This window comes from Rhizobacter sp. P2_G4 (genome assembly GCF_056403575.1).
Window position 1 is genome coordinate 42,469 of record NZ_JBFUFG010000016.1, and the last position, 19,337, is coordinate 61,805.

Sequence of the window (19,337 nt, forward strand, 5' to 3'; positions counted from 1 at the left end):
CTGCGGCGAAGCGCATTGTCCGTGAAGATGGTGTGTTAGGCACTCGCGGCGCCTGATGGTGCCGATGAGGAGCGTGATGAAGGCCACGCTCGGGCGATGAAAGCGAGCGCGGCTCTAAGCGGTGAACGCCTGGTGAGGCGCAGCGCATCAAGCGCGTCACCGAGCTGACCTAGGTGCGTGACGACGTTGGGAGGCGTGGCAAGTCACCCGATCGGGCCAGTTTGGTGACGTAGCTCTGCGTCGCCGACAACGCCGCAGCAAGCGGCGGGTAGGCGACCCTTGCCCTGGCTCAACGGTTTGCGCAGTACCCGAATTGCGCGGTCGCTTGCGGGGCCAGCGTGGCGTTCCAGCTCACCCCCGACGCAGTCAGGGTCGCCCCGGACTGCTGCCACACGGCGTTCCACGCCGTATAGACCGCTCCTTCGATCGGCAGGTTGACGCGCCAGGTTTGTGCCGTGCTGGCACCGTTGGTCACGTTGACGTTGGCGCAGTAGCCGCCGCCCCAATCGTTCGTCTTGACGACACTGGTTGAGACACCGGGAGCTGGTGCTGGTGCTGGTGCTGGTGCTGGTGCTGGTGCTGGTGCAGGAGCAGGAGCAGGAGCAGGAGCAGGAGCAGGAGCAGGAGCAGGAGCAGGAGCAGGAGCTCCGCTCCAGAAGCTCGTCAGCATCGCCACCTTGTCTTGCCGCAGCGTGACCCAATCGTCCTGCAAGATGCCGCCGGTGTCGCCGCTGTTCGGGTTCCACGACCAGTAGAAGACGTTGGTGATGCCTTTGGTCTTGAGCCAGGCGAAGAGGGCATCCTGGAAGGTCTTGTCCTTGGGGTTGCCGGTGCCGTACTTGCCGCCGGTCTCGCCGATCGCCATGGCATAGCCCTGGCTGGCGAACTGGCCGAAGTGCGCGTTCCAGATCGCCGGCATGTTGCTCGGGAAATTGCTCGCGTTGAAGTAGCTCTGCACATACACGTCGGGCCCGTAAACGTGGGGCGCGAGCACCAGGCGGTTCATCGGGATGTTCAGGCCCTTGCAGGCCAGTGGCTCCAGGTTGCCGCCCCACCACCATCCTGGCGTGGTGCTGCAGGCGCTCTGGTCGCCGATGCCTTCGACGAATACCAGCGCATTGGGTGCGTCGGCCAGCACCGCTTGCGAGGCACGCTCGGCCGCGAGGTTCCAGTCGGTGGCGGTGTTGCCGCTGCCCCAGGTCGCCTGCCCGTGCGGCTCGTTCTTCAGATCGAGGCCGAGGAAGCGCGCGTAGCCCTTGTAGCGCTGCGCGACCAGGCGCAGGTCGCCGATCCACTGTGCCTCGGTGTAGCCGTTGACGTACCAGAGTTCGGAGATCGCATTGCAGTCCGGCCGGTGGTGGTCGATCAGGAAGTACATGCCGCGCCGGTCGAGCTCGGCCACCATCTTGTCCAACACCTGCAGGCTGTTGAGTCCCTGCAGATCGGCGTTGCGGCCATAGTCGATCGAGTTCACCGCGTCACCCCGCAGCGTGCCGGGGCACACCGGCAGGCGCACCGCATTGAAGCCCGCCGACTGCATCTGGTCGAGCATCTCTTTCCAGTTGCGCGCCCACAGGCCATGCACCACCCGGGTCTCGGTTTCGAAGCCGAACCAGTTCACCCCTTTGAGCGTGACGCGCGCGCCGGCGTTGTCGTAGATCTGCCCTCCCGACACCGAAAAGGCCTGGGCCGGGTTGCAGGTGGCGGCGACAAGTGTGGCGAGCACGGCGATGCGCGCCCAGCGGGGCTTTTGCGTCATGGAAATCTCCTTTGATGGGTGTTCGTCACGCTTGTCGTTTGCTTGTGCATGCGTGGCGGAGCCCATGGTGTCCCTGGCCTTCAGTGGTGCATGTCAGCGATCGCCAGGAATCCCTGTAGTAGCTGTCCTACGGGGTGCTCAGGCCGGGCCTCGTCTACGCTGAGTGGTGGCGAGGCGCAACGCATCAAGCTCGTTACTGAACTGATCAAGGTGCGCGACAACAGAGGAAGCAGCGGAGATGCTTTGACCCAAGCATTTCACCAGCGGCAACCGGCGTCCGCGCCCAGCGCACTGCTGGCGAGCGGCACGATGGCGAGCAGGCCCTTGTCGGCGTAGGCGGCGCGGCAGTCGGGCTTGCCGGCTTTCTCCATGTCGTCACTGAGCTTGGTCCGACGATCAGGTGGCGCCTTCAGCAGCGGCAGCAGCCCGGGTGCGCGGTTGGTGGCCAGCGGACCCGTTGAGCCGGAGCGAGGCAGCGTCAGGTTCAAGGGGGCTGGTGGCCCGCTGGCACTTGCATCCGGTGGTGGGGCGCTGCTTCGTTCGCCCGGCGCAGCAGACGGGGCATCTGGATCGAACCCGGGCACGCCGGGCAAGGCTTGCCGGGGCGCGCTTGGCGTGATCGGGCTGGCAGGTGGGAGCGCTGGCGGCGGGGTGGGTGTGGGAGCGCGCGCAGGCGTTGGCGCAGGCGCAGGGGGCGGGAGAGCTGCCGGCGCGGCCTGCGGCGGCGGCACGAGAGGCTCGGGCGGAGCTTGCCGCTGCAACTCCGCCCGAGGCTCGACGCGCTCCGGCGGCGGTGGCGGCGCTGTCGGCACGGGCTCGGGCGCGACGGGCACGACAGGCGAGGGTGGCGCCGCGTCTGGCACGCGGGCGGCCGGCGCGGTGACGGGCGGCGGGGGTAAAGGCTCCGGCTTGGTTGCGGCCGGCGTGGGCTCCGCAGTCGGCAAGGCTGGCGTGGCGGTGGGGTTCGCGGGAACGGGTGCTGGTGCTGGTGCTGGTGCTGGTGCTGGTGCTGGTGCTGGTGCTGGTGTTGGTGCGGGTGTTGGTGCGGGTGTTGGTGCGGGTGTTGGTGTTGGTGCTGGTGCTGGTGCTGGTGCGGGTGTTGGTGTTGGTGTTGGTGACGGTGACGGTGACGGTGACGGCAGAGGCTTGTTTAACTCGGGCAGCACCGGCGCGGGTCGCTCGAATCGCTCAGGTGCGGCGGGCGCTGGCAGCACCAGCTCACGTATGGGTTGCGCGGGTTGGCTGGGCACGGGCTCAACCGGACTGGGCGATGGCGCGTTGCCGCGTGAGTCTGACTGCATCGGCGCCGGTGTTACGCGCGCCGCATCGGCGACTGCCGTCGTGCGCGCGGGAGCCGGTGCTTGCGGCAGAGGTGGTGCGGGCTCGACGGCCGGCCCGGTGGGGCGTGGTGCCATGGCAATCAGCAACTCCGCGGCGGCAGGCCGGCGACCCGTTGCTGTGGTCGACGCAGCGCGCGCCGGTGCACGAGCGCCCTCCAACACCACCTGCAGCGGCGGTGCGCCACCTGCGCCGTGCCGCGAACCGGTACCGGGCGCGGTTCCGACGAGCAACACCACCAGCAGGTGCAGCAGCACCGCCAGGGTCAGGCATTGGGCAAAGGAAGACTCCCTTGCCGAGCCGGGTGGCCAGGATTCGACCCGACCGGCGCTGGTGCGTGAGGGGAGGCGGCGTATGCGCATTTTTCAACGGGCTCAGCGGGCTCAGAAGGTTAGATCGTTGAATACACGCCGGACACGACGTCGGCCGCATCACCCCACGCGGGCCGTCAGCACCACTGTGAGGTGATCATCTTCACTGCCACGCGGATACGGCGGTTTGGGCCAGACCAGCGGTCCGAGCTGAAGAGCGTGCGCATCGCGTTGATGCCGCAGTGGCAGGGCGGGCCCACCACCGATGCCGGTGACGGCGGTGCCGCGTGAGGCCAGCAACATGAGATCGCGGCCGGTGCCGCAGCCAGGCACGAGCACGAGGGCGTCTTGCGCGCCGAGCGTGCCATTGTTCAGCCTCGCGACGAGCTCGGGGTCATCCGCGCCGTCGTCCCACGGTGTCTGGTGGCTCAGGTAGCGGTCTTGCCAGAAGGGGATGTCGGGGCCGGGCATGCGTTCCTCCGGAGGGGCAGCGCACCCCCTGAAGACGGAGGTGGCTCGCAGGGCGAGGCTTGCCTAGTACGCGCCCATGTAGTCGCGCTTGCCGATCACGATCCCGTTGTGCCGCAGGATGGCGTAGGCGGTGGTGACATGAAAGAAGAACTGCGGTGAGCCGTAGTTGGCGAGATAGGTCTGGCCGCTCAGCTTCTTCTCTTTCGGTGTACCGGGGCGCAACACGATCTCCCGGCTTTCGCTGCCATCGAACTGAGTAGCGCTCAGGCTGTCGAGGAACCCCAGGGTCCGCGCCAGCAGCGCGTCGAGATCGGCGAAGCTTTTCTCACCGCCTTCGTACGCGGGCACGTCCACGCCCGCCAGCCGCGCAGAGACCCCGCGAGCGAAATCGGCGGCAATCTGCACCTGCCGAGCCAGCGGAAACATGTCTGGAAAGAGGCGCGCTTGCAAGAACGCATCGGGCTCCACCGACTTGGCCACCACATGGGCGTCGACCTGCACGAGCATGGTCTTCAAGGCCGTCAGTAGTTGCTTGAAGACGGGAACGGAGTGGGTGTACATCGGGCTGGTCATGGCTTGGCTCTCGGTTGTGTTGGGGGAGTATGTCCTGAGCCACGCATGCGCCGAGCGCACCCGCACTCAATCGCTCGCGCGCCGCCGCCAGAACTCGGCATCGAACAACTGCTCCGCCCCCGTCCGTTCGTTGGTGAGCCAGAACTGCCGGCCGTCTGCGCTGAGGCGGGTCACCTCGCCGGTGTGCCGCCCGGCGGTGACGCGTTGGCCCAGCGCATTGGCCGGGAAGCCGGGCTGTCGGGCCAGCTGTTGCAAGGGCAGCGCCTCGCGCGTGTCGCCGGCCAGGCGCAGGCGTTGCACGATGGGCGCGAGCAGGGGGCTGGCCGCATCGGTGGGCGAGAGGTAGACCACCACCTTGGCCTGCGCGCGGCTCAGGGCCACGTTCACCAGCCGTTGCGCGCTTTCGGTTTGCAAGAAGGGCTGCGCGCCGTCGACGGGGTCGAACAGCACCACCGCGGCCTCGCTGCCCTGGGCGCGGTGCACGGTGCTGACCTTCACCGTCTCAGGCACGCCCAGCGCGCGCAGGCGCTGGCGGATCAGCGCGCGCTGCGCGCGAAACGGCGTGAGCACGATGAGCTCGTGCGGCTGCCATGGCTCGCCACCTTGATCGTCATCACCAGCCACCGTGGGCGCCAGCGCGGCGGCCACGGTATCGGCGATGGCCTGGGCCGATTCGCGGCGCACGGGCCCGCGCTCTGCGGCCGACCACGCGCCATCGGTTTTCAGGCGGTGCACGTGCACGTGGGTGTCGGCACCGATGAGGCCGAGCGAGCGCCGGCGCGCTGCATGCCATTCGGGTGAGGCCTGTGCGTCGGTGGCCACGCGCAGTGCCCCGTCGTAATAGAGGTCGCTCACGAGCTGGCTGATCGGCCCGGCCATGCGCGATTGCTCGTCGAGCAGCGCCACCGAGGCGGCCCGGCGCGGCATCTCTGCAAACGCCGAGCGGCCCAGCCAGCGCTGCGCGCTGCGGTCGGTGCTGCGCAGCACGGGCGAGAGCTGTTGCGGGTCGCCGGCAAACAGCCGGGCGCGCCCCAGCGGCATGAGCGCAAGGGCATGGGCCAGGCTCACCTGGCTGGCTTCGTCGAAGACGAGCAGGTCGAACGGCGGCGCACCCTCGGGCGACAGCTCACGCAGCGTCTTCAGCGTGAAGGCGGCGCGTGTGGTGGTCATGCTGGCCAGGCGGCAGCGCTTCAGCACCTGCAGTGATGCGGCTCGCAGTTGTTCGCGCAGCGCAGCCACGCGGTCGGCCCACGCTTTCAGCGCGGCCATGTTGGTTGAAGACGCGTTGGATGACACACGCGATGGCGCCCGCACCGGCGGGCGGGCCGCCTCGGCGCGGGCAAGCTGGCCGATCAGCCCCTGGTCGTCGGTGGGGATGAGGTGCTCGCGGCCGGTGTAGGCCGCGGCGTCGAAGCGTGTGCCCAGGCGCTGCACGGTGCTGCGCAGGGTGTCGCGCCGGCCCTTCTGCAGCGCCTTGTCGACGGCGATCGTCGCCAGGTCGACGGCGTGGTTGGTGGTCGACAGCAAGAGCACGCGCGCCTGCGGCCGCCGCTCGAGGTACTCGGCCAGCAGCACGCCCAGCGTGGTGGTCTTGCCGGTGCCGGGCGGGCCCCACAAGAAGGCGCTGCTGTGCTGCACCAGCGAGAGTGCCGCGCGCTGCGCTGGCCGTAACCAGCGAAAAGGCTCACCCGTGAGTGCCGGGCCGTCGTGCACCGGCTGCGGGTGGGCCAGGTCGGGCAGGCAGGCCATGGCACGCTCGGCCCACGGGGTGTCCCACCACGCATCGGCCACTGCGTTGAGAAAACGCGTGGGGTAGAGACGGATCAAGAAGTCGGGCCCCGGTGGCGGGGCGCTGGCGTTCTGCAGCACCAGCTGGTCGTCTTCGGCCACCACGGCAAGCACGCTGGCACCGCCTTTCGTGGGCGCACCCCACCAGACCGAGGCGCCGTCGAGACTGTCGTCGAGCAGCGCCTGGGCCGAGGCCTCGCCGGGCCGCTGGCCCTCGGCATACACGTAGCCCGGCTCGAGCGTCACGCGCCACAGCGGGCCTTCGCGTTCGCTGCGCTGCACCTTGAAGTCGTAGTACTCGGGTGTGGCGCTGAGCTCGGCATTGAGCGCGGTGCGCAGGTCGGCGAGGCTCATGGGTCAGGGCGGGTAGGGCGGTGCGCAGGCGGTGCGAAGGGCGCGACTGTAGCCGCCCGCTCGGCGACTGAGAGGGTCGCGGTCGCCGAAACTACCGATGCCCCATAGCTAACGCCACGGCTTCATCGAGTTAGCAAAATCCACGAACGCCCGCAGCGGCGCCGCCAGGTGCTGGCGACTGGGGAAGTAGAGAAACGGGCCCGAGAAGCTGAGCCACCAGGGCTCGAGCACCGGCTCCAGTTCTCCTCGGTCCATGTAGGGGCGCAGCCAGTCTTCGAACAGGTAGATGATGCCGCTGCCGCCGATGGCTGCGTCGACTGCCAGGTCGACGGTGGCGCCGATCCTCACGATCAGCGGGCCTTTCGCGTCCACCTTCACATGCTCTCCGTCGCGCTCGAACTCCCAGGCGGCCATGCTGCCGCTGGCGTGGCGCGCGCTCAGGCAGGCGTGATCGAGCAGGTCGCGCGGGTGTTCCGGGCGGCCGCGCTGGTCGAGGTAGGCGGGTGACGCCGCGGCGGCAAAGCGTTGCTTCGGTGGGCCGATGGGCACGGCGACCATGTCCTGCTCCAGCCGCTCTTCATAGCGAATGCCGGCATCGAAGCCTTCGGCCACCAGGTCCGACAAGCGGTCTTCGGCAACCACCTCCAGCGTGATGTCGGGGTACGCAGCCAGGAAGGCGGGCACGATGCGCGGCAGCACGAGGCGCGCTGCACTTACCGGCACGTTGAGCCGCAGCTTGCCGGCCGGGCGGTCCCGAAAACCGTTGACCACATCGAGCGCCGACTCCACCTCGGCCAGCGCAGGGCCCAGCCGTTCGAGGAGCCGTGCGCCAGCATCGGTGGGCGCCACGTTGCGCGTGGTGCGGTGGAGCAGCCTCACGCCGAGCCGCGTCTCCAGCCGGCGCAGTGCCTCGCTGAGGCGTGAGGCGCTCGTGCCCGTTGCGCGCGCAGCGCCGCGGAAGCCGCCTTCGCGGGCAACCGCCATGAACGCCGCCAAATCTTCAAGGTCAGCCATTGTTCTGATTTCCGCACGGCCCGTGCCGATCGCGACGGATTGTCTGCCAGTCCCGCGCTTCCTACAGTGAAGACATCCTTTTGACAACGGAGTGCGACATGAACGACATCAGTACCGCTGGAACATTCAAGCTCGGTGACCGCACCGTGAACCGCATGGGCTACGGCGCCATGCAACTGGCCGGCCCCGGCGTGTTTGGGCCGCCGAAAGACCGCGCCGCTGCATTGCAGGTGCTGCGCGCCGCACTGGAGCGCGGCGTCAACCACATCGACACCAGCGACTTCTACGGCCCGCACATCACCAACCAGCTGATCCGTGAAGCGCTGCACCCGTACCGCGACGATCTGCTGATCGTCAGCAAGATCGGCGCGGCGCGCGGCGCCGATGCGTCGTGGCGCCCCGCCTTCACGGCGGCCGAGCTGGAGGCAGCGGTGCACGACAACCTTCGCAACCTCGGGCTCGAGGTTCTCGACGTAGTGAACCTGCGCATCATGTTCGACGTGCACGGCCCAGCCGAAGGCTCGATCGAAGCGCCGCTGACGGCGCTGGCCGAATTGCAGCGCAAAGGCCTGGTGAAGCACATCGGCCTGAGCAACGTGACGCGCGCCCAGGTGGCCGAGGGCCGCTCGATCGCCGACATCGTCTGCGTGCAGAACCAGTACAACCTGGTGCACCGCCAGGACGATGCGTTGATCGACGAACTCGCGGCCACCGGCACTGCCTACGTGCCGTTCTTCCCGCTCGGCGGGTTTACGCCCTTGCAGTCGACGGCGTTGAACGAGGTGGCTGCGAGCCTCGGCGCCACGCCGATGCAGACAGCGCTTGCATGGCTGCTCCACCGCGCGCCGAACATCCTGCTGATTCCAGGCACCTCATCGGTGTCGCATCTCGAGCAGAACCTGGCGAGTGCCAGCTTGAAGCTGCCCAGCGCTGCGCTCGAAGTGCTGGATCGGCTCTCTGCCGAGAGCGTGCCGCATTGAGCGCAGAGACCGCGGCGATCTGCAAATCGCTGCGGTTAATCAGGGTCCGCCTCAGCGCCCGGGTCCGCCTGCCGACCCGCGGCGCGACTGCGACTGGTTGCTGCTGCCCACGTTCGACTCGCGGTCGTGGCGACTGTTGGGCGTGCGCTTGCCTTGGTTGAGCTGGGTCGCGTCCTGCTCGCCCATCTTGTTGGTGTCGTTCTCGACCTTCCCCGCCCTCGGGGCCTGCTCATCGCGCTGATTCTGTTTGCGGGTCATGGTGTGCTCCTGCTGTGTTGCCTCAGGGTGCGCCGCACCACACCGATGGAGGGATGCAGGCGCATGCAAACCATTCTTGCCAGCTGCGCAGGCCTTGCCTGTAGGACGAGGCCGCGTTCAAGGGCCATGAAACTCCACGCTGCTGCAGCGTGCTCACCCTCGGTAGCTCAGTACTGCAGCTTCGGATACCAATCGGTCCCGCGCCCCTCGGGCGTGAGGTCGAGCACCGACCAGAGGGATGCGATGTCGGGCGCGTCGCGCGGGTCTTGGCCGGGGTCGGCCATGTCCTTCGTCATCTCGCTGGCCCAGAAAAGCCGCACGGTGTCGCCGTCGCGTTTGAAGACGACGAGCGCCGGGTACTCGTTGCCGTCGGGCGTGAGGATGCCCAGGTCCTTGGCGTAGTCGTCGCCGATCGTCTGCACGAAGTTGAGGTCGCGCCAGCCGCGCTCCTGCGCGAAGGCGTATTGCCGATCCACCGGTGAGCGCCCGAGGATCTTGAGCGCGACGCGTTGCTTGATGTCGGCCGCATTGCCGTTCACAGCACCGAGCCAGTTGGTGCACATGGGGCAGGGCCGCTGGCGCTGCGGGCCGTACATCCAGAAGTAGGTCACCAGCGTGTTCTTGTCGCCGAAGAGATCGATCAACCCCACCTCGAAGGCCTGTTCATCCTTGAAGCGGTAGTTCTTGCTGATCACCGGCCCCGGTGGCAAGGCGCGGCGCCGCTCGGTCAGGCGCGTCATGCTGCGGCGGAACTCGATCTCATCGGCCAGCAGCGCCGTGCGGGCTGCGTTGTATTCGGCTGAAGCACCAGGGAACGGCGTCTTGCCCAGTGCGGCAAGTTGGGCGGCAGGCTTGAGATCAGCAGGCATGGGGCACTCCTTCGGTTGAGGTTCGCATGTCTGGGTGGCAACGGGATCGAAGCCAGCGGCCCAATCGCCCGCTCACCCGTTCTTGAACAGGCCCCGCTCCTTCATGCGCATCAGCCGTGATCGTGTGGCTGGCTTGTGCGACAGGGCAGTCACGTGGAGAGGAGGCTCGGGCGGGCCATCGACGTCGTCGTCGGCATGTTCGATCGACAGCGCCGGCACGTCGTCGGGGTAGGCATTCATCGAGGCCCACGGCGCCGGCTCCAACAGATCAGGCGTGTGGGGCGGGTGGTCGTCGCCGTGCTCGTCCAGCGGGCTCACGTCGGGGACCACGTTGACGCTGCTGAGGTCGGTGACCACGTCCATCAACACAGGCAGCTCGCGGATGGCCTGCTCGACGTCCTGGCGGCTGGGCGTCACGCGGCGTCGCTCGGGGCGGGGCTCCGGCACGGGCCTCGGCTCGGCGTTGATGGCCAGGTCGACGACCTCGCGGTCGCTGGCGCGGCGCTTGGGTGACGTGGGGCGAGCGCGCTTGGCCGCGGCCATGCGGCGCTCGATCGCGGGCAAGGGGTTGGCCTCCGGCGCGACCACGTCGGCGCGTGTCACCACGCTTGGCCGTTCTTCGGCCACGGGCGCAGCCGCCGCGCCGTGGAGGCGCACCTTCTCCCACACCAGCCCCGTGGCCGCGAGCTGGCGCAGGCGCTCGGCGCGCGACCGCGCACTGCGCATGGAGGTGAGGGCGGCGTGGAGCTCGGGGTAGACCTCGCTGTCGAGCTCGATTTCCAGTCGCACGGTGGACATGGGCGGCGTGAGCAGTGGTCGCGCGCTCAGGCCTCGGCGAGCGCCTCGCCGATCATCTGGAAGCCCCGCACATTGGCCGCCATCGACTCGGGCATCACGAACACCGGGATGGCCGGGAAGCGCTTGGCCAACACATCGCGGAAGCGCTCGGGGTGGCCGCCCACCAGCACCACCAGGTCGATGATTTCGTGCGCATCGCGCAGGCCATCGACCATGCGGTTCACCGAGTCTTCGACCACGCTCATCACCACCGGCTCGAAGCGGTTCAGGTCGTGCGCCGTGCCCGCCAGCTTCACCGGCTTGCCGTGGCGCAAGGCCTCGTTGATGCGCGGCATGACGGCCGGGCCCAGTGGGCGCCCTACGTCGGCGGCCAGCGATTCCTGCACCGCCCGCACCACGCGGTGCCGGCCGGCGTCAGACGCAGCGCCGCTGGCGCGCGGGTTGATCGAACCTTGCTGGATCAGCAGCCAGTCGAGTGTGTGTTCGCCGGGGTCGACCATCAGCACCGAGAGGTCGTCCAGGTCGTCGGCGTCGGCCAGCGGCTCCAGCGCACCGTTGGTCTGCGTGATGACGGTATTCAGTTGTTCGAGGTGTTCGCCGATGGCAGCGTAGCCGCCCATGGGCTGCGCCTGCACGATCACCTTGGCGATGGTCACGCTCTTGCCGTCGCCCACGTCGATGTTGCCTTCGTAGTGCGAGCGCAGGTAGTCGCGGCGGGTCGCGTCGTTGTACTGGTTGACCGGCAGGCCCAGCACCAGCAGGTCGATGCGCGTGTCGCCCGCTTCCACCATGTAGCGCAGCGCGCCCTTGGTCAACGCCTCGTAGATGGTGCCGCGGTAGAACTCGTCGGTCACGTCGCGGCCGAAGCTGCCGCCGGCCTGGGCCAGCCCGACGTCGCGGCCCACTTCATACAGCGCGCCGTTGACGGGCACGTCGAAGGTGTCGCGACGGCGCGTGCCGAGCGTGCGCACGGCGCTCGCGTCAGCCGGAATGGCCATGGACGGAAAGTGGACGATGGACACACCTTCGTCGTCGCCGACGGTGAGCTTGACGAGACCGAAGCCGACGTCGATGGCACGCACGACAGGCGCCGAGGTGGCGTGCGGTGCGGCCACCTGCCGCAGCTTGGAAGAGGAAGAAGGGGTCGGCATGGAGATCTCCATTCGTGAGAGGGGGCGGAGCCGGTTATAGCCCTTGGTCGGCCCGTTCGCGGCCATGCCAATGCCCGCGTCAAGGGCATGGGTGGGAGGCCAGACGACCTGGCTGCCGGCTGCTGCGCCGCGGGTAATTCCCACTGCAAAAAAGTGAATCGCGGAACGCCGATTGCTGCGCTTCTGCGCGTCTCTACCGAGCGCCCCAACAACAGGAGGTTCCCATGCGCCTACCCGTACTCTCGCGCGCTGTTGCGGCAGCAGCGATTGCGCTCGCTTCGGCGAGCGCCCAGGCCACGCTCATCACGTTCGACGAACTCCCCTGGGTGCCCATCGACTCGTTCTCGGATAACCCCGTCACCACGCAGTACGCGTCGCTGGGCGTGACCTTCGAGTCGGGTTACCTAGCCCAGACGTACTACAGCGGCACGCCACCGCCTCACCTCAACCAGTACCTGCTGGGTGGCCACGACCTGCAGGTGAGCTTCAGCGGCGTGCTGCCGCACTACGTTAACTTCAACATGAGCTCGCCCTATGGTGAATCGTCGGAGTCGTATGTGACGGCGTTCGACGCTGCCCACCACGTCGTCGCGCAAGGCCGCACCGGCGGCTACTACCCAGACGGCAGCCAAGATCCGCCGTGGCGGCAAGACCTGCCGTACAAGGAGAACCGGCCCATCTTCCTGTCATCGAGCACAGGCATCGCCTTCCTGCAATTCGGCGACGCCTACGGATCGAGGTTGAGCTCCTCCATCGACAACCTGTACTTCTCCGCCGTCCCGGCCGTGCCCGAGCCCGCGACCCTCGCGCTGCTGGGTGCCGGTCTCGTCGTGCTGGTGGTGGGGCGAAGGCGCTTGCCTCGCTAGCCGCCGAGGGATCAGGCCTTCGCCGCGAGCGCGCCCGGGTAGGTCAGCGAGCTGGAGCCCGCTGCCACGGTGAAGACCGCGGCGGTGGTGTTCGTCTGCTGCATCAGCGACGCGTACATCGACATCACGCCCGACTTTCCGCCGTAGCGCGCAGCCTGCGAAATGGCGGCAGTCTGCTGAATGGTCGCCGAGAGCTTGAGGGCGTCTTGTGCCTGCGTGGCAATGCGTGCGGCAAAACCCGGCTTGCTGGTATCGGCTTTCAGAAAGGCCGTCATCGCGGCCTTGTCGGCGTCGCTTCCCTTGGTGCTCACGGCGCCATTGCTGCTCACCGAGAACTCGACAGGGCCGGACAGCTTGATGCCCGCCTTGCTCATGGCGGCTCGCAGGTCACCGGCCAGCGCCGTCTGTTGCTTGTCGAGCGCGCGCCCGGCCACCGATGCATCGTGCCGGCCGGCCGCAGCCTGGAGCGACGCCTGCGTCACGGTGGCCACCTTGGTGTTCGCGTTCGCACTGCCGGTGGCCGAAGCCGTGTTGCTGCCTGCCGACCCGGCGTTCTGCGAGGCCTGGGCGGTCAGGTAGTTCAGAAGCGAGTTGCTGCTGGAAAGTGAAATCAAGGAGTTCTCTCGGGGCCGCCGAGTCCGGCGCAGAGCGCCATCGTGAGGGGACAGGCGGCGGCTTGATCGGAGCTGGAGGCGKGGGTTCGGGCTGCACTTCGGGCTTGACAGGCCGAGCGAGAGCGCGCGGCGAAGAGCTTCCCGTGTGATGAATCAGGCTGCTCGAATATCAGTGAGCCGGCACATAACTGACCGCTGACCGCGATTTCTCAAATGCTCCTGTCAATGAGTCAATCAGCGTCGTTGACCTTCACTCCACCAGCTGTTCGGATGAGCGCCGCATAGGTGTGAATTGACGAGAAGGGCGAGTTGTGAATTTGCTCATGGGTAAGGCGAGAGATGACACTTCCGGGAAACTCAAGTGTGTTTGGCTCTCGTTTTGCCAGCTCCCTTTTTGTCATTTTTGAGTATTCCGTGTAGCGGACGAACCATTCCGCCGATGTCATCCTTGCCTTGCTTTGCTGCCCATCTACATTGGACTTCGCGTACGCGAAATCGCCCCTTACACCTGCCTTACCAGCAAGCTTGCTAATCCGATTGGCATGGTCCGCCTTGTCAGCTGTTATGAAATCGTCGAAAACCTCAACGCCGCCCTCGTGTAGCAGTGCGGCTAGGAAAAATAGATAAAGCGTATGTATGGCCCAGTTGCTTGAGCCCGCGGGCTCAGAGATGGCAACGGTAGCGGCGTCTGCGTACTCAAAGACTTGCTTTTGAGAGCGAGGATTTAGATCGAAAGCCTGGGCGACGAAGACAAAGCTTCGGGCTATTCGATCAGCTGTTGTGGCTTCGCTGGGCGGGGGCAGTCCGTCAAACACCGGCAGCCCGCGGGCAACAATGTCAGATGCCGCTGTCAGTTGAGCCGCTAGGCCAACTGGACTTGCGGTTGGTAGCAGGTACTCAAAATTGAAGAAGCGTTTAAGGTACCGAGGCGCATCAAAGCTGGCGCCGTAAATTGCCTGTGTCGATGCGGCTAGCTGTTTCAAGTTCGTAGAGAAGATGAAACAAACTCCTGGCGCATCAAACAGGTGCTTGACCCCTTCTAGTAGACGCACGGCGTAGTCAGGACGGCAGCGATCCAGTTCGTCTACGAAAACGAACATTGGTAGTTGTGTTTGACGTTGAGCACTGAGATAAGAGAGCAACGTGTCAATCGATGCTTTCAACCCAGCGACTGCGGTCTGCCGATCCGAATGTGACTTGATCGTAAGTTCAAGAAATTTCTCTAACGCCGGACCAGCAATGGATTTCATATCAGTTGCTAGATCCTGCGAAGGTGCCTTGGACCGCAGATCGTCAGTGATGATGGCCGAAATTTCCTCGAGTGCGCCTGGCGCATAGCGGTTGACTGCGCCGCGGGCCAGGGCTCCCAATGCCGGAACGACGGCCTTGCGTCCCTGTTGCATTACCTTCGAGAATTTTTGTTTAGTGTTTTGTCTAACCCTGTTTGCGATCGGTAGCCGCTTTATCCACGGAGCCAGTTCGTCATGAAGATTGGAAAGAAAGGCAATTAGTGGGTCGTCCGAAAGGTCGTTCTTCCAAGCGTCGAAACGGACAACTAGGTGGTCTTGGTCCTCAACGTCTCTGCTCCAGCGGTTCACAAAGAACGACTTTCCAGCGCCCCATTGAGCGTCTAGAGCAACGCACAGAGCCCGAGAATCTTCCCCCGAGTGGTGGCGCGAATAGCGACTCATCACGAGCCTATAGAGAAAGTCTGCCGTGGGCTTTCTCTCGCACTTGTCATCTCCCCAGTTGTCGTCGGTAGGCTTAACGTCAGTCACCGCTGTTTCTCCTTGAGCGGTGGTCGCCAGTTACGCGTGGAACGGAACTGTTGCCAGAGCCATCAGCTGCGCGCGATCGGCAGATCAAGTCGCACACCTGTGTCTCAGTGCTTGCTGCGCCGCAGAGGCTGCCCAAACCAGCAGCGAGGCCGGCTTGGCCTTCACGAAGGCGCTGTAGTCGTAGGGCAGTGTCTTGGTCGCACAGCCGTCCCGCATGAGGAGCGATGGTGCGAACGCGCAGATGATCGATGAAATCCATCCCATCCTCCCTGTTGCGAGCTATTCCTTGTTGGGGGCAGATGCGCTGCGCGCTTCCCTGTTTGCTGCCCGCTCGCTTGCGATCGGGCCAGCATCTAACGAGTTAGACAGAAGGAGCGTAGTCGCCCGTCTCAACACAAGCACCTGTCAGGTCTGACATCTCGGGTTGAACCTCCCCCTGCTTTGGGGGCGATGTATCGATCCGCGCCCGGACCTGACAACGCCGCTTCGACCTGCACTTCGATGTTGCCGTGCATGGCAAGAAGCTTGGCAAACCGCTGTGATAGAACCGCGCATCGTCGACGGGAGGGCTACGAATGCGATGGCACTGGATAGTCATGCTGATGGCCTTGGCGGGTGGCGTCGGTGCGCAGACCGCGACCCTGCAGATGGAGGTGCCGCAGGCGCCGGTGGCGGTGCGGGTCGGGGCGGTGGATCACCTGGTCTATGAGCTGCACCTGCGCAACTCCGGCACGGAGCCGATGACGATCGGCTCGGTGGAGGTGCTCACCGGCGATCCGGCGCGGCGGTTGTTGCTGCTCGAGGGCGACACGCTGTGCAAGCAGTTCGAAGCGCTGGAACCACCGGCCCGCAAACGGCCCGCGTGCCAACTGCCGGCCAGCGGCCTGGCGCTGGTGTACTTCTGGCAGCCGGTGTCGATCGCACCCGGCACGCGACTCGTGCATCGCGTGGGCGCCGACACCGGCGCGGTCGAGGGTGGGGCGGCTACGGTCAACGCGCGTGCAACCGTCGCGCTGTCGCCTCCGCTGCGCGGCGGCCCTTGGGTCGCTGTCTACGACCCCACCATGCGCTTCGGCCACCGCCAGGCCACCTTCTCGCACGCCGGCCGCCGCGCCATCCCCGCACGCTTCGCCGTCGACTTGATTCGGCTCGATCGTGAAGGCCGCCCTGGCGCGTCTCTGCAGGACTTCGAGCGTTGGCATGGCCTCGGGGCCGACGTGCTCGCGGTGGCCGACGGCGTGATTGCCAAGGTGCGCGATGGCCGGGCCGATGAGTTGCGGGCCGACACGCCGTCGCATACCGGCATGACGGCCGATGACGTCGCCGGCAACTACATCGCGCTCGACCTGGGTGGCGGGCGCCATGCCTTCTACGAGCACCTGCGCTCGGGCAGCATCCTCGTCAAGCCGGGGCAGCGGGTGGCGCGGGGCGATGTCATCGCGCGGCTCGGCCGTTCGGGCATCAACTCATCGGGGCCGCACCTTCACTTCCACGTTGCCGATACCGACTCGACGCTGCATGCAGAGGGCGTGCCGTTCGTGTGGATGCGCTTCGAGGCGCTGGGTCGCTACGCATCGGTCGACGATGCCGAGCGTGGTGTCGCGTGGCCTCGCCCGCCAGGCTGCTGCGGTGCCATGACGATGGCGCACCCGGAGCCGAACTCGGTGCTCCTGTTCGATGAGCGCTGAGCGCAAGCGCCTGGCCCTGCTGACCGCGACGGCACGCTCGCTGTGCCATTTGCTCCAGCGCCGCGGTGTTTTATCCTGGCCCGAATGGAACACCCCAACGCGCCCCCGCCCGAGTCCCCGAGCCGCCCACTGACCATCGTGGAGGCCTGGCAGCGCTACGACGACGATGAGCAGCGGCTCTCGGCGCACATCAGCGAACGCATGCTCGACCTCGCGGGCGTGCAGCCCGGGTCGCGGGTGCTGGACATCGCCACAGGGCGGGGCGAACCGGCGGTGCGCGCTGCGGCCCGCGCGGCGCCGGACGGCTTCGTCCTCGGCACCGACATTTCGGACTCCATGCTGGACTTCGCCAGAGCAAAAGCGGCCGCCGAGTCCGTGACGAACCTGCGCCTCCACGTGACCGATGGCGAAACCCTCGCGGGCGTGCCGGAGCAAGCGTTCGACGCTGCGCTGTGTCGCTGGGGCCTCATGTTTTTCAATCGCCCTCGCCAGGCCCTGGAGTCGGTACGGCGATGCCTGCGGCCCGGAGGCAAGATCGTCGCGGCCTTGTGGGCCGCGCCGGAGCAGGTGTCGTGGTGTTGGCTGCCGCGGGCCGTTCTCGCCAGGCACGTGCAGCCACCCGCGATCGACAGCGCGGCGCCCGGTCCCTTCCGCTACGCCGCGGCGGAGACCTTCCGCATCGACCTCACTGGTGTGGGCTTCTCGGTCGACCACGAAGAAGAACTCACCACGGCATTGATGGAAGCTGCAACGCCCGATGGTTTGGTCGAGTGGTGCCTCGCCTTCGGATTCGCCCGCATGCTGTCCGACCAGCCGGAGTCGGTCAGCACGGCATGGCGGCGAGACATGTTGGCCGAGGCAGAGCGGTATCGCGAAGCGGACGGCATGTACCGCCTGGGCGGCGTGACACGCCTGGTGGTGGGCGGGCTCCCTGAAAAGCGAGCCGCGCTCGATCAGATCTCGGCTCGCACCAGTCCGCCAAGACCACGCACTTACTGCGCTGGCGGAGGTTGCCCAAACAGCGGTGACCGCGGCCCTGCTGGCACGCCGTTGTAGCGAGGTGCGCCCAGCATGCGATAGCTGGCAATGCCTGCGTAGTTGTATGAAGCGTCGGTGGCCGTTCCCACGATCTGCTTGACGAGTGCCGTCACGAGTAGACCAACCAAGCCGCCTTGCGACTGCTGTTGCTGCTCGGCCGACGTGGCGCGGGCCTGGCCCTGCCAGAGCAGTTCGCCAGTTCGCAGATCGACGATGCGCGCTTCGACTTCAACCAGCGTTTCGCTCGAGATCACTGCGTAGCTGGTGCCGTACTTGCGCACCTTCATGTAGACCGCGGCATCGGCACCGAAGTATTCGCGCAACTTCTGCAGCGGGATCTCTTGAACGTCGTTGGCCGACGTCACGCCGTTCTGGCGCAGCGTCTCGTCCACCAACGTCACCGGCAGCACGTAGTAGCCCGCTTCGGCCAGGGGCCGCGTAGCTTGCGACCAGACGCCTGGCGTCGCGCTCACTTCGGGTGAATCGTTGACCGGCGGCAGGACGAGCAGCGAGGCCGGCTTGGCCTTCATGAACGCGCTGTAGTCGTAGGGCGGAGCCTTCGTCGCGCAGCCTCCCAGCATGAGGAGCGACAGCGCCAAGGCGCAGAGGGGCAATCGAAACGAGCTCATGCTGACTTCTCCACTTTGGCCGGCCCGTCCAGGCGCTTGAGCAATTGGTCCATGTAGGGCGCCGATTCCGGGAACGCGAGCTTCTCTTCGAGCCACAGGTCGCGCGCCTTGGCGGCGTCGCCGGCCGACAGCTTGAGCAGGCCCAGGTGAGCCCGGAATCCAGGCGGAAGGGCAGCGTTCTTCGAGCGCGCCTTTTCGATGTGCGCCTCCATCTCTTCGATCTGAGACAAGGGCGGTGCGCCGTGGGCCAGCAAGGTGTCGTACTGCTGGCGAGGAAATTTCTCCCACATGTACAGCGGCGGCTGGGCGCGATGGGCGCAGCCGGCTAGCAGGGCGACGCAGGCGCCCGCCAACAGCAGGCGCGCCGAGGTGGCGCGGCTCATCGACGGACCTCTTGTCCCCATTGGTTGGCGTCCTTGCCAGCCACCAGGTTGTTGACGGCCTCGCGCATGGCGAGGTCGAGCACCTTGCCATTGAGCGTGGAGTCGTAGCTGGCCGTGCCACCGAAGCCGAGGACTTCGCGGTTGGAGAGTTCGTGTTCGCCGGCACCACGCGCCGAGAACACGACTTCGGAGGTGAGGCTGTTGACGATGTTGAGCGTGACCTTGGCATACGCAACCTGCGACTTGCCGCGGCCCAGCACGCCGAAGAACTGACGGTCGCCGACTTCCTTGCGGCCGAACTCCGAGATGTCGCCGGTGACCACATACGAAGCGCCGCGCAGCGTTTGTGCCGTGCCTTGCAGCTTGGCTTCCTGGCTTGTCTCGGCCATGTTGTCGCGATCGAGCACGCTGAAGCGCTGCGACTGCTGCAAGTGGGAGACGAGAGTGGTCTTGGCCTGGCTGCCCAGACGGTCGACGCCGTCGGAGAAGACACCGCGCATGAAGTTCGAACGGTTGTCGAACCGCCCGACGGTGATGGGAGTGCGCACGCCTGTATACGGTGCCGCAGCGGCTTGGACCTTCTCGACCTGGATCGAGCGTGAGCTCTCGGTCGCGCAGCCCGTGAAGGCGAGAACACAGGCGGCCGCAAGCGCGGCCGAGTGGCGATGCATCATGGA

Annotated in this window: 19 protein-coding genes and 1 pseudogene; 5 read left to right on the forward strand and 15 right to left on the reverse strand. The window is 66.6% G+C overall.

What is annotated here, in order from left to right; all coding sequences use genetic code 11:
* Positions 1–289 precede the first annotated feature (289 nt).
* Positions 290–1,759, reverse strand: a complete 1,470-nt coding sequence (locus AC1DYS_RS30100) for a cellulase family glycosylhydrolase (protein WP_477905436.1) — start codon at positions 1,757–1,759, stop codon at positions 290–292.
* Positions 1,760–1,900: 141 nt separating this feature from the next.
* Here AC1DYS_RS30100 and AC1DYS_RS30105 point away from each other — a divergent pair.
* Positions 1,901–1,996 (forward strand): annotated as a pseudogene (locus AC1DYS_RS30105) (ABC transporter); the annotation flags it as partial.
* Positions 1,997–2,016: 20 nt separating this feature from the next.
* On the opposite strand, the gene AC1DYS_RS30110 reads toward AC1DYS_RS30105, so the two are convergent.
* The 5 genes from AC1DYS_RS30110 to AC1DYS_RS30130 form a co-directional block, all read right to left on the reverse strand.
* Positions 2,017–2,247 (reverse strand): hypothetical protein, encoded by a 231-nt coding sequence (locus AC1DYS_RS30110; RefSeq protein WP_477905541.1) that lies wholly within the window; start codon positions 2,245–2,247, stop codon positions 2,017–2,019.
* A 1,281-nt stretch (positions 2,248–3,528) separates the two neighbouring features.
* On the reverse strand, positions 3,529–3,879 hold the full coding sequence (locus AC1DYS_RS30115) for a class I SAM-dependent methyltransferase (protein ID WP_477905438.1): 351 nt from the start codon (positions 3,877–3,879) through the stop codon (positions 3,529–3,531).
* 63 nt (positions 3,880–3,942) lie between these two features.
* Positions 3,943–4,452 (reverse strand): DUF1993 domain-containing protein, encoded by a 510-nt coding sequence (locus AC1DYS_RS30120; protein WP_047492697.1) that lies wholly within the window; start codon positions 4,450–4,452, stop codon positions 3,943–3,945.
* 66 nt (positions 4,453–4,518) lie between these two features.
* Positions 4,519–6,594, reverse strand: a complete 2,076-nt coding sequence (locus AC1DYS_RS30125; protein ID WP_477905439.1) for a DEAD/DEAH box helicase — start codon at positions 6,592–6,594, stop codon at positions 4,519–4,521.
* 108 nt (positions 6,595–6,702) lie between these two features.
* A complete protein-coding gene (locus AC1DYS_RS30130; RefSeq protein ID WP_477905440.1) occupies positions 6,703–7,608 on the reverse strand; it encodes a LysR family transcriptional regulator in 906 nt (301 codons plus the stop codon).
* A 98-nt stretch (positions 7,609–7,706) separates the two neighbouring features.
* Between AC1DYS_RS30130 and AC1DYS_RS30135 the strand changes: the two genes are divergently transcribed.
* The gene (locus tag AC1DYS_RS30135) at positions 7,707–8,588 is read left to right on the forward strand and encodes an aldo/keto reductase family oxidoreductase (RefSeq protein WP_477905441.1); all 882 of its coding nucleotides are present in this window, start codon (positions 7,707–7,709) and stop codon (positions 8,586–8,588) included.
* A gap of 51 nt (positions 8,589–8,639) precedes the next feature.
* On the opposite strand, the gene AC1DYS_RS30140 is transcribed toward AC1DYS_RS30135, so the two are convergent.
* The 4 genes from AC1DYS_RS30140 to AC1DYS_RS30155 all read right to left on the reverse strand — a co-directional run bounded on the left by AC1DYS_RS30140 (position 8,640) and on the right by AC1DYS_RS30155 (position 11,664).
* Positions 8,640–8,846 carry a hypothetical protein gene (locus AC1DYS_RS30140; RefSeq protein ID WP_477905442.1) on the reverse strand — a complete coding sequence of 69 codons (207 nt, stop codon included), beginning with the start codon at positions 8,844–8,846 and terminating at the stop codon, positions 8,640–8,642.
* A gap of 167 nt (positions 8,847–9,013) precedes the next feature.
* On the reverse strand, positions 9,014–9,715 hold the full coding sequence (locus AC1DYS_RS30145; RefSeq protein ID WP_477905443.1) for a DUF899 family protein: 702 nt from the start codon (positions 9,713–9,715) through the stop codon (positions 9,014–9,016).
* A gap of 72 nt (positions 9,716–9,787) precedes the next feature.
* Complete coding sequence (locus AC1DYS_RS30150) at positions 9,788–10,513, reverse strand: hypothetical protein (RefSeq protein ID WP_477905445.1); 726 nt, start codon at positions 10,511–10,513, stop codon at positions 9,788–9,790.
* Between the two features lie 26 nt (positions 10,514–10,539).
* Positions 10,540–11,664, reverse strand: coding sequence for a ParM/StbA family protein (locus tag AC1DYS_RS30155; protein WP_047492662.1), 1,125 nt, complete (start codon positions 11,662–11,664; stop codon positions 10,540–10,542).
* Positions 11,665–11,888: 224 nt separating this feature from the next.
* Between AC1DYS_RS30155 and AC1DYS_RS30160 the strand changes: the two genes are divergently transcribed.
* Positions 11,889–12,530, forward strand: coding sequence for a PEP-CTERM sorting domain-containing protein (locus AC1DYS_RS30160; protein ID WP_477905447.1), 642 nt, complete (start codon positions 11,889–11,891; stop codon positions 12,528–12,530).
* Between the two features lie 11 nt (positions 12,531–12,541).
* Here AC1DYS_RS30160 and AC1DYS_RS30165 read toward each other — a convergent pair whose 3' ends face one another.
* Complete coding sequence (locus AC1DYS_RS30165) at positions 12,542–13,144, reverse strand: hypothetical protein (protein WP_477905449.1); 603 nt, start codon at positions 13,142–13,144, stop codon at positions 12,542–12,544.
* 230 nt (positions 13,145–13,374) lie between these two features.
* Entirely contained in the window at positions 13,375–14,922 is a 1,548-nt protein-coding gene (locus AC1DYS_RS30170; protein ID WP_477905451.1) for a KAP family P-loop NTPase fold protein, read from the reverse strand.
* Between the two features lie 596 nt (positions 14,923–15,518).
* Here AC1DYS_RS30170 and AC1DYS_RS30175 point away from each other — a divergent pair.
* Both AC1DYS_RS30175 and AC1DYS_RS30180 read left to right on the forward strand, forming a co-directional pair.
* On the forward strand, positions 15,519–16,610 hold the full coding sequence (locus tag AC1DYS_RS30175) for a M23 family metallopeptidase (protein WP_477905453.1): 1,092 nt from the start codon (positions 15,519–15,521) through the stop codon (positions 16,608–16,610).
* Between the two features lie 84 nt (positions 16,611–16,694).
* The gene (locus AC1DYS_RS30180) at positions 16,695–17,666 is read left to right on the forward strand and encodes a class I SAM-dependent methyltransferase (protein ID WP_477905455.1); all 972 of its coding nucleotides are present in this window, start codon (positions 16,695–16,697) and stop codon (positions 17,664–17,666) included.
* On the opposite strand, the gene AC1DYS_RS30185 is transcribed toward AC1DYS_RS30180, so the two are convergent.
* The 3 genes from AC1DYS_RS30185 to AC1DYS_RS30195 are packed head-to-tail and all read right to left on the reverse strand — an operon-like array spanning position 17,603 to position 19,334.
* Complete coding sequence (locus tag AC1DYS_RS30185; RefSeq protein ID WP_477905457.1) at positions 17,603–18,277, reverse strand: DUF799 domain-containing protein; 675 nt, start codon at positions 18,275–18,277, stop codon at positions 17,603–17,605. The two genes, AC1DYS_RS30180 and AC1DYS_RS30185, sit on opposite strands and share 64 nt — an antisense overlap.
* Complete coding sequence (locus AC1DYS_RS30190) at positions 18,274–18,660, reverse strand: DUF4810 domain-containing protein (RefSeq protein WP_477905459.1); 387 nt, start codon at positions 18,658–18,660, stop codon at positions 18,274–18,276. The genes AC1DYS_RS30185 and AC1DYS_RS30190 overlap by 4 nt, the downstream gene beginning before the upstream one ends.
* Positions 18,657–19,334 (reverse strand): CsgG/HfaB family protein, encoded by a 678-nt coding sequence (locus tag AC1DYS_RS30195; protein ID WP_477905461.1) that lies wholly within the window; start codon positions 19,332–19,334, stop codon positions 18,657–18,659. The genes AC1DYS_RS30190 and AC1DYS_RS30195 overlap by 4 nt, the downstream gene beginning before the upstream one ends.
* Between the last annotated feature and the right edge of the window lie 3 nt (positions 19,335–19,337).

Coding starts and splice junctions, on each gene's coding strand:
- AC1DYS_RS30120 (WP_047492697.1), bottom strand. CDS start 4,452: ATGACCAGCCCGATGTACACCCACTCCGTTCCCGTCTTCAAGCAACTA.
- AC1DYS_RS30115 (WP_477905438.1), bottom strand. CDS start 3,879: ATGCCCGGCCCCGACATCCCCTTCTGGCAAGACCGCTACCTGAGCCAC.
- AC1DYS_RS30180 (WP_477905455.1), top strand. CDS start 16,695: ATGGAACACCCCAACGCGCCCCCGCCCGAGTCCCCGAGCCGCCCACTG.
- AC1DYS_RS30155 (WP_047492662.1), bottom strand. CDS start 11,664: ATGCCGACCCCTTCTTCCTCTTCCAAGCTGCGGCAGGTGGCCGCACCG.
- AC1DYS_RS30195 (WP_477905461.1), bottom strand. CDS start 19,334: ATGATGCATCGCCACTCGGCCGCGCTTGCGGCCGCCTGTGTTCTCGCC.
- AC1DYS_RS30125 (WP_477905439.1), bottom strand. CDS start 6,594: ATGAGCCTCGCCGACCTGCGCACCGCGCTCAATGCCGAGCTCAGCGCC.
- AC1DYS_RS30160 (WP_477905447.1), top strand. CDS start 11,889: ATGCGCCTACCCGTACTCTCGCGCGCTGTTGCGGCAGCAGCGATTGCG.
- AC1DYS_RS30150 (WP_477905445.1), bottom strand. CDS start 10,513: ATGTCCACCGTGCGACTGGAAATCGAGCTCGACAGCGAGGTCTACCCC.
- AC1DYS_RS30175 (WP_477905453.1), top strand. CDS start 15,519: ATGCTGATGGCCTTGGCGGGTGGCGTCGGTGCGCAGACCGCGACCCTG.
- AC1DYS_RS30190 (WP_477905459.1), bottom strand. CDS start 18,660: ATGAGCCGCGCCACCTCGGCGCGCCTGCTGTTGGCGGGCGCCTGCGTC.
- AC1DYS_RS30100 (WP_477905436.1), bottom strand. CDS start 1,759: ATGACGCAAAAGCCCCGCTGGGCGCGCATCGCCGTGCTCGCCACACTT.
- AC1DYS_RS30185 (WP_477905457.1), bottom strand. CDS start 18,277: ATGAGCTCGTTTCGATTGCCCCTCTGCGCCTTGGCGCTGTCGCTCCTC.
- AC1DYS_RS30135 (WP_477905441.1), top strand. CDS start 7,707: ATGAACGACATCAGTACCGCTGGAACATTCAAGCTCGGTGACCGCACC.
- AC1DYS_RS30140 (WP_477905442.1), bottom strand. CDS start 8,846: ATGACCCGCAAACAGAATCAGCGCGATGAGCAGGCCCCGAGGGCGGGG.
- AC1DYS_RS30145 (WP_477905443.1), bottom strand. CDS start 9,715: ATGCCTGCTGATCTCAAGCCTGCCGCCCAACTTGCCGCACTGGGCAAG.
- AC1DYS_RS30130 (WP_477905440.1), bottom strand. CDS start 7,608: ATGGCTGACCTTGAAGATTTGGCGGCGTTCATGGCGGTTGCCCGCGAA.